Here is an 8090-nt window from a genome sequence, read left to right as displayed (position 1 = left end):
TCGACGGCGGAGAACTGGCCGGTGACACCGATGGTGGCGCGGACGGCCTGGGGGTCGGTGGTCAGGTCGTGGCCCCCGACGCGGGCCTGCCCGGCATCGGCGGTGATGAGCGTGGAGAGGATCTTCACGGCGGTGGTCTTGCCCGCGCCGTTCGGCCCGAGCAGGGCGAAGACGGTCCCTTCGGCGACGGCCAGGTCGACTCCGTCGAGGACGGTCTTGTCGCCGTAGGACTTGCGCAGCCCGTTCGCCGCGATGGCCAGGTCGGTCATGAGAGCTGTTCCCTTCGGGGGCTGCGGATCAGAGGCTGCGGGCGGTGATGTCGCCGTAGGAGGTGGTGGCGTGGATGTCGAGGACGGCGTGGGCGCCGTCGGCGTTGCTGAGGGTGTTGTGGACGCGGCCGTAGGCGGTGCCGGCGTCGAGGGTGGCGGAGGTCCCGCGGGCGGCGCCGATCGCGATCTCGCCGTGCTCGGTGCGCAGTTCGACGGTGCCGCGGCGGGCCTCGGTGATGCGGAGGTCGCCCTGGCGGGTGCTGATCCGGGCGGGGCCGGTGAGGCGGCCGACGGTGATGTCGCCGGCCTGGACGGTGAGGCGGGTGCTCGCGCTCTCGTCGAGCTTGACGGTGGCCTGGGCTCCTTCGAAGGTCACGTCGCCGAGGCGTCCGACGCCGCGGAGTTCGGCGGCGGCGGCCTTCGCCTCGACGTGGGAGCCGGCGGGCAGCTGGATGGTCAGCTCGACGGATCCGGAGTTGCCGAGCAGCCGGTTCTTGGCCGGTGCGGCGGCGACGTGCAGGACTCCGTCGCGGAACTCCACGGTGATCTGCTCGGCGGCCTTGACGTCGCGGCTCTTGGTGGCGTTCGCGGGCCGGACCTCGACGGTGGTGTCGCTCCGGTCGGCGGCGATGAGCCGGATCTGTCCCGCGGGGATGTCGAGGACGGCGGCGACCGGGGCGGGGGTGGCGAACTTCTGCATGATGCTTTCCTTCGGCTCGTTTTTTCCGATGACCGAAAGCTACGTTGCGTTCATGGATCGAGCAACAGGCTCGTTGCATAGAATCAGCATTCATGCAGGTGAAGGGCGGTAAATCGTTGCAACGGCCTTGAATCTAATGCAACATCAAGCCACCAGCTCGTTGCAATGGATTGACCGCGAACGCTATTCTGGGCGCGGCTGGAAAGATCGTTCCGCCTGTCGCCGCATGATCGGCTCCTCGGTGAACCTCGACACCCGCATCCGGGACGTGGTCGGCGTCCTCGCCGAGCAGCAGGTCACCGACGCCTGCCGTTCCGGGGCCGGGCCAGGCCGGGCGGCGCCCGCCCCGGCCCACCCCGGCCCCGGCCCGCCCCGGCCCCGGAACGCCGGGGGCGCCCGGCTCAGGCCGTGGTGCGGCTCACCGGGATCCACAGCTGCGCGTCGGACCAGGTCGGGTCGTCCTGCGACGGCCGGGTGCGCAGGATCTCCGGCCCCGGGCGGTACTCGTACGGGTTGGACGGGATCCACTGGGCGGCCACGTCACCCCACATCTGCTGCAGCGCCTGCGGGAACGGCCCGGAGTTCTCGAACACGGCCCAGGTGCCCGCCGGGCACTCCAGTACGTCGAGGTCCTCGGGCAACTCGGCGGCGGTGGACACCACCGCGTGGTAGTAGTCGAGTTCGCTCCCCTCCTCGAAGCCGTCCGACAGCCGCACGGTCGCCGACACCACGCCCTCCGGGTCCTGGTCCGAGAGGCCGGCGATCCGCAGCATCGCCTCCGGCGGGATGCTCTGGATGTGCTCGGCGATGTGCGGGTTGACCCCCTGGTAGATCAGCGGGACGCGGGCCTTCTTGCCCACGACCCGGAACGCTTCCTTCTCCACGATCCGGTACCGCATGGTGCTGTTCCCTTCGACGGTGAGGCGGAAGGACAGCCGGGGCTGCGCGTTCAGAGCCGCTCCGGTACGCCTGGCTTCGCCGGGACCGACGCCGTGCACGGCACGGAACGCCCGGGCGAAGGCCTCCCCCGAGGTGTAGCCGTAGCGGATCGCGATCTCCAGCAAGGTCGGTTCCCCGGCCAGCACTTCGGCCGCCGCGACGGTGAGCCGGCGGCGTCGGACGTACTCCGACAGCGGCATCCCCGCCAGCGACGAGAACAGCCGCCGGAAGTGGTACTCCGACGTGACCGTGATCCGGGCGAGCGCGGACACGTCGACCTGCCGGTCGAGGTGACCCTCGATGTGCTCCATGGCCTGGTTCAGCCGATCCAGCAACCCCGGCCTCCTTCCCTTTCGCCCACCACGCTAGGAAGGAACAACCCTGCCGCACCCGACATCCTGTGCCCGCTCCGGTCGGGTGCGGACGGCCCGCGACGCCGGCGGCGCTCGTGACCGGCACCCCCGGGCCGCGCGGCCGACCCGTCGCGGGGCCGTCGTCCCCCGCCACCGGCTCCGGCTCCCCCGGCCCGCTCGCCGGGGGAAGCCGTGGAGTGACGGAGCTCAGGGGGCGGCGGCCGTGACGGACTCCAGGAACGGTTCCAGGGCGGCCCGCCAGGCGGCCGGCTGGTCGTAGTGGAGGTAGTGGCCGGCGTCGGGGATCTCGGCGTACCGGCCGGCCGGGAGGACGCGGACCATCTCCTGGGCCTCCGCACGGCCCAGCTCGCCGTCGAGACCGCGGACGACCAGGGTGGGGCAGCCGACCTGGGCCAGCTCCTCCCAGTGGGCGTCGTGGACCCAGGTCGCGCGGGCCGTCAGCATCTGGTGGCGGGAGAACAGCGGGCGCCAGCCGTCCGGGGCGCGGTGCATGACCTCGGCGAAGAAGGCGCCGCGGCCGGGGTCGGGGCGCTCCACCCGGGGATCGTCCTCGCCGAACCAGCGGCGGGCGGCGTCCTGGGTGGGGAAGGGCAGCGGCCAGCGCCGGAACCATTCCTCCCACTCCTGCTGCGAGGCCTCGCCGAGCGCGGAGGCCCGCATGTCGCAGATGACCACGGCCTGGACGAGATCGGGGCGGCGGGCCGCGAGCTGCCAGGCGGTGAGGGCGCCCATGGAGTGGCCGATCACGACCGCGGGGGCGAGACCGAGCCGCTCGATGACGGCCTCGGCATCGGCCACGAAGGCCTCGCGGCCCAGGGCCCCGCGCAGATCGGTACCGGCGGGCGGCCGCTCGCTGTGGCCGTGCCCGCGCTGGTCCAGGGCCACGACCCGGCGGTCCTCGCCGAGCCAGCGCGCCGTGCCGGCCCAGTGCAGGGCGCGGCCCATCAGGCCGTGGAGTAACAGGACCGGCGGATGCCGGGGCTCCGCGGGCGGTTCGCGGAACTCCCAGGCGGCAAGGCGGACGCCGTCGGCCCCCGTCACATCGATGCGCTGTACCACCGCAGATGCACCCCCTTCGCTCCCGGCCAGACTATCGAACCCGTATTCGAAACCGGGTGTCTCGCCGACAACACCGCTCTTTCGAGTGACCTTGCTCAAGGATTGGCGGCCGCTGCCGATGGAGATCCTTTCCACAGGGAGGCGGGCCGCTCGGGGAAGACGGTCCGAAGGGGATGACCTTGAGAGCTCGGGGCTCCAGGTCAACCGGGGGAGGACGGGTCCCGGCGCCGTGAGGCGCCGGGACCCTTCACACGACCCCGCCCCGTACGGCGGACGTCAGCGCTTGGCGACGAAGACGTGCGAGGCGATGTCGGCGTCCAGCTCGGCGGCCTCGCCGCCGCTGCCGACCAGCACCCCGCCCGGGGACTCCGTCACGCTCACCACCGAGCCGGGCTGTACGCCCGCCCGGCGCAGCGTGTACATCAGCTGGGCGTCGGTCTGGATCGGCTCCCCGATCCGGCGGACGACGACCGTCTTGCCCTCGCTGCCCGGGGCCAGCTCCGACAGGCTGACCATGCCGTCCTCCAGGAACGGATCGGCCTCGGCCTTCTCCCCCAGCTCCTCCAGCCCCGGGATCGGGTTCCCGTACGGCGACTCGGTCGGGTGGCGCAGCAGTTCCAGCACCCGCCGCTCCACCGCCTCGCTCATCACGTGCTCCCAGCGGCAGGCCTCGGCGTGCACCTGCTCCCATTCCAGGCCGATGACGTCGACGAGCAGACACTCGGCGAGGCGGTGCTTGCGCATCACCCGCGTCGCCAGCTTGCGGCCCTCGTCCGTCAGCTCCAGGTGCCGGTCGCTGGCGACGGCCACCAGGCCGTCGCGCTCCATGCGCGCCACCGTCTGGCTCACCGTCGGGCCGCTCTGGTCCAGCCGCTCGGCGATCCGGGCGCGCATGGGGACCACACCTTCCTCTTCCAGCTCCAGGATGGTGCGGAGATACATCTCCGTGGTGTCGATCAGTCCGGACATTCGTGCCCCTCGGATTGCGTGCGCTGGCCCTGTCCCCAATTCTGACGCATCGGGCCGACAACCGTCCCGCGCCTAGCGTCAAGGCATGTACGGGACATCTCCCGGGAAGCCCTCCCGTACTCCCCTGGAACGGCGCACGCACGGGTACCGGGCCTTCGGTCCACGGATTGACGTCCGTATTGACAGGCCCTTGGTCCAGACCGCACGGTGAGCGGCGGACACCGACGACGCATCCACCGCACCCCACCCTGGAAGGGCCTTCGGCGTATGAGCGAGAGCAAGCTGGCCGGGCAGTTCTTCGACGCCGCCATCGGCCTGCTGGAGCGGGTCCGGGACGAGGAGGGGGCCCGGATCGCCGAGGCCGGGACCGTGATCGCGGAGGCCGTCGCGGGCGGGAAGCGGCTGTTCGCGTTCGGCGCCGGACACTCCTCGCTGCCCGCGCAGGACGTGGTCTACCGGGCGGGCGGCCTCGCCCTGATGAACTTCCTGGCCGTCCCCGGAACCAGCGGCGTCGACGTCATGCCCGCCACCCTGGGCAGCGCGCTGGAGCGGGTCGACGGCCTGGCCGGCGCGGTCCTGGACAGCAGCCCCGCCTCCGACGGCGACGTCCTCGTGATCATCTCCCTCTCGGGCCGCAACGCGCTGCCGGTCGAGATGGCCATGAACGCGCGGGCGATCGGCCTCACGGTCATCGGGGTGACCTCGGTGGCCTACGCGACGGGGACCAAGTCGCGGCACGTGTCGGGCACGTACCTCAAGGACCACTGCGACATCGTCCTCGACAGCAAGATCGCGGTCGGCGACGCCGAGCTGACGGCCGACGGCATCGACGCCCCCTTCGCCCCCGCTTCCACCGTGGTGACCAGCGCGATCATGCAGGCGGTCATGGCGGCGGCGGCCGGCGAGATCGCCGCGCGCGGCCTGGAGCCGCCGCTGCTGCGCTCGGGCAACGTGGACGGCGGCCACGAGTGGAACGGCCGCGTGATGCAGGAGTACGGCGACCGGATCTTCTTCCGCCACTGAGGGGCCGGCCGAGGGCGGGCGGGGGCGTCACCGACGCCACGGACTGGAACCCGTCCTGGGGCTGGGCCGCCGGGGCGATGGTCTCCGGCTTGGAGGACCTGCGGGCGTGGGTGCCCGCGCTGCTCGGCGGCCGGCTGCTGGGCCCGGCGACGCAGACGCAGCGGCTGCGCGTCCGGCCGACGGGCGTCCCCGACGTCTCGTACGGCCTGGGGATCGCCGAGTTCAACGGCTGGGTCGGACACAACGGCGAACTGCCCGGCTACGAGACGGTCGCCGTCGGACTCCCCGGGAACGGGGCCACGCTCGTGATCCTGGTCAACTCCGACATCGACCGCGGCGGCTCGCTCAGCGGCCAGGTCGCGCACGCCGTGACGAAGGTCGCCACCCCGGACCACGTCTGGGGCCCGCCCACCCCCGCCCCGACGGGCGCGAGCACCCCTTAGGGGGTGTGGGCCGCCGCCAGGTCGAGGTCGGCCGCGACGCGGGCCGCCACCTCCTCCGCGTACAGGGCGTCCGTACGGTCGAAGGCGGGGCGGGAGGGGCCCCGGAGGAAGGTGAGGGTGCCCAGGGTGCGGCCCCGGCTGCGCAGGACCGTGCACAGCGCGTGCGTCGCCCCGGCCGGCCACCGGCGGGTCCGGGCCCAGTTGCCGTCCGGGTCGGCGCCGGGGGCGGGGGCGCTGGCCCGGACCGGGCCGATCCGGTCCAGGGCCTGGAACGCCGGGTGCGCCGCCTCGTAGCGGACCGGGACCGCTCCCGGTCCGGGCAGCAGCAGGGCCAGCCCGGACGGGGACGCGCCCGACCGGACGAGCCGCCGCCGCTCGGACCCGTCCGCTTCCAGTACGTCGACCAGCGCGTGCTCCGCGAAGCCGGCCAGGGCGAAGTCCAGCCGGACGGCGGCCGCCTCCGCCGGGTCCTCGCACTCGCCGGCGGCCCGCCCGGCCCGGTGCAGCTGGTTGGCCCGGAAGCGCAGCTGCCCGGTGTCCAGCTCGGCCTGCCGGGCCTCGGTGACGTCCTGGAACAGCCAGCCGACCCCCAGCGGCACCGGCTCCTCCGCGAGCGGTGAGGCCAGCCGCAGGAACCCGCAGCGCCAGCAGCGCCGCCGTACGCCCTCCGGGGTCTTCACCGACACCCACAGCTCCAGCGGGGCCGGCGGCGCCCCCTCGGCCAGGACGTGCTGGAGCGCGCCCTCCAGCTCCTCGACGCCCTGCGCCAGCAGGTCCCCGAGCGGCCGGCCGAGCAGCGCGGTGCGCCCGGAACCGAAGGCGCGCGCGGCGTGCGTGTTGACCACCGCCGGGCGCAGGTCGACGTCGACGAGGACGACGCCCCAGGAGGCGTCGTCCATCAGCGCCTCGCTGAGGGCGATGGACCGTTCCAGGTCGATCTGGGCGTGCACCTCGCTGAAGGCGCAGTAGACGCCCGCCGGTTTCCCGTCGGCGCCCGGCACCCCGGCGGACTGGGTCCGTACGAGGATGCGCCCGCCGTCCTTGGTCAGCAGGGCGAACTCGTGGACCTGGCGGCCGGGCACGTGCTGGGCGGACATCAGCCGCTCCTGCACGTCGTCCGCGTCGGCGGCGCGCGCCGCCCAGCCGGCGAACCCCCGGCGGCCGACGGCCTCGGCGGCGGTCCAGCCGAGGATCCGCTCGGCCTCGCGGTTCCAGTGGGTGATCACTCCGTCGGTATCGAACGCGCACAAGGCGGCGTCCATCCCGTCGAGCAGCGCTGCGAGCAGATCGTCGGCTGTATCGGAGCGTCCGGAAGCACTCACCTGGCACCCCCTGCAGGTGTTCGCGTGTGCGGCACGTCAGATCATTGAACTGGAACGTGACCCACACCACACCCACTTCCCGGAATCATCCCGGAATGTCCGGTCGGGCGGCCCGGCCGCCCGACCGGGCCCGTCAGCCGCCCGTGACGACGAGGACCATCACGACGACGAAGGCCACGAAGAAGATCCCGCAGCCCCAGAACACCCCCGCCATCATCCGGCCCTCACGGACCACCTGCCGCTCCATGCGGGCCAGCGCCTGCGGATCGGAGGTCCAGTCCGCGCCGCGCAGCTCCTCCCAGGCGGCCCGCATCAGGCCGATCTCGCGCGCGACGTCGACGTGGTTGTCGTCCACGTACATGAGCTGGACGCGGCGGCCCGCGGAGTCGTAGACGTACGAGATCACGCCCGGCTGGTTCTTGTTCATGCCGGCGCTCGGATTGGGCAGGGCCCGGATCTCCTGGATCTCCTCCCAGGCCAGGCGGCGGCTCCCGGTGAAGCGGCGGACCCGGACGCCCTTGAGGTCGACGGAGGTCGCGCAGCGCTTCGAGGCCCACACCAGCCAGCCGAAGAGCACCAGGACCACCGCGATGAGCAGCAGTTTCACCCCTGCGGGCACGTCGTCCAGGTTGAGCACGGACAGGACGACGCCCGGCGTACCGATGCCGACCGCGACGTAGACGGCGGACATCTGCTGGGACCGGATCCGGTAGTCGCGCGGCAGCAGCTCGGCGCTCATGCACACCCCTCCCCCGATGGCGGAGAGCCAGTGTAGGGAGTAACCACCCCTGGAAACAGGGTGGTTGAGGGGGTCGATCGGGGTCCGATAAATAGGGTTGAGGACCTCCGGCAGGAGGCCTAGGCTCTGCCGTACACGAGAAGGGAGGTGGTTCCCGAAATGTACGGAAACCGGACGCGTGAGGTGGCTGCGGGCTAAGCGCCCGTCGTCGCACGCACCCAGTGCGGTGCCCGGCGGGATCGCCGAGCGCCAA

The 8090-nt window shown here is 72.6% G+C and carries 9 protein-coding genes; 2 read left to right on the top strand and 7 right to left on the bottom strand.

What is annotated here, in order from left to right:
• The 5 genes from ACZ5D2_RS19385 to ACZ5D2_RS19365 form a co-directional block, all read right to left on the bottom strand.
• The coding region (locus ACZ5D2_RS19385; RefSeq protein WP_468930668.1) for an ATP-binding cassette domain-containing protein at positions 1 to 269 on the bottom strand (269 nt) is incomplete at its 3' end.
• 28 nt (positions 270 to 297) lie between these two features.
• Positions 298 to 969, bottom strand: coding sequence for a DUF4097 family beta strand repeat-containing protein (locus ACZ5D2_RS19380; RefSeq protein WP_468930665.1), 672 nt, complete (start codon positions 967 to 969; stop codon positions 298 to 300).
• 401 nt (positions 970 to 1370) lie between these two features.
• Positions 1371 to 2243 (bottom strand): AraC family transcriptional regulator, encoded by an 873-nt coding sequence (locus ACZ5D2_RS19375; RefSeq protein ID WP_371677334.1) that lies wholly within the window; start codon positions 2241 to 2243, stop codon positions 1371 to 1373.
• A gap of 225 nt (positions 2244 to 2468) precedes the next feature.
• Complete coding sequence (locus ACZ5D2_RS19370; protein WP_371677335.1) at positions 2469 to 3341, bottom strand: alpha/beta fold hydrolase; 873 nt, start codon at positions 3339 to 3341, stop codon at positions 2469 to 2471.
• Positions 3342 to 3617: 276 nt separating this feature from the next.
• Positions 3618 to 4310 carry a metal-dependent transcriptional regulator gene (locus ACZ5D2_RS19365; RefSeq protein WP_266840832.1) on the bottom strand — a complete coding sequence of 231 codons (693 nt, stop codon included), beginning with the start codon at positions 4308 to 4310 and terminating at the stop codon, positions 3618 to 3620.
• A 267-nt stretch (positions 4311 to 4577) separates the two neighbouring features.
• Here ACZ5D2_RS19365 and ACZ5D2_RS19360 point away from each other — a divergent pair, with 267 nt between their 5' ends.
• Together ACZ5D2_RS19360 and ACZ5D2_RS19355 are read left to right on the top strand one after the other, a co-directional pair.
• Complete coding sequence (locus tag ACZ5D2_RS19360) at positions 4578 to 5333, top strand: SIS domain-containing protein (protein ID WP_371677336.1); 756 nt, start codon at positions 4578 to 4580, stop codon at positions 5331 to 5333.
• 89 nt (positions 5334 to 5422) lie between these two features.
• Positions 5423 to 5776 carry a serine hydrolase domain-containing protein gene (locus ACZ5D2_RS19355; protein ID WP_371677337.1) on the top strand — a complete coding sequence of 118 codons (354 nt, stop codon included), beginning with the start codon at positions 5423 to 5425 and terminating at the stop codon, positions 5774 to 5776.
• Here ACZ5D2_RS19355 and ACZ5D2_RS19350 read toward each other — a convergent pair.
• Positions 5773 to 7098 carry a PAS domain-containing protein gene (locus ACZ5D2_RS19350; RefSeq protein WP_371677338.1) on the bottom strand — a complete coding sequence of 442 codons (1326 nt, stop codon included), beginning with the start codon at positions 7096 to 7098 and terminating at the stop codon, positions 5773 to 5775. The genes ACZ5D2_RS19355 and ACZ5D2_RS19350 overlap by 4 nt on opposite strands.
• Positions 7099 to 7231: 133 nt before the next feature.
• Entirely contained in the window at positions 7232 to 7837 is a 606-nt protein-coding gene (locus tag ACZ5D2_RS19345; protein ID WP_468930656.1) for a PH domain-containing protein, read from the bottom strand.
• Positions 7838 to 8090: the final 253 nt, after the last annotated feature.

The organism is Streptomyces sp. NPDC031479 (assembly GCF_055581065.1).
This window is presented reverse-complemented; position numbering and strand designations above follow the sequence as displayed.

Bases quoted from the DNA above. Each gene is read 5' to 3' on its own strand.
- ACZ5D2_RS19365 (WP_266840832.1), bottom strand. From the start codon at position 4,310: ATGTCCGGACTGATCGACACCACGGAGATGTATCTCCGCACCATCCTG.
- ACZ5D2_RS19360 (WP_371677336.1), top strand. From the start codon at position 4,578: ATGAGCGAGAGCAAGCTGGCCGGGCAGTTCTTCGACGCCGCCATCGGC.
- ACZ5D2_RS19345 (WP_468930656.1), bottom strand. From the start codon at position 7,837: ATGAGCGCCGAGCTGCTGCCGCGCGACTACCGGATCCGGTCCCAGCAG.
- ACZ5D2_RS19380 (WP_468930665.1), bottom strand. From the start codon at position 969: ATGCAGAAGTTCGCCACCCCCGCCCCGGTCGCCGCCGTCCTCGACATC.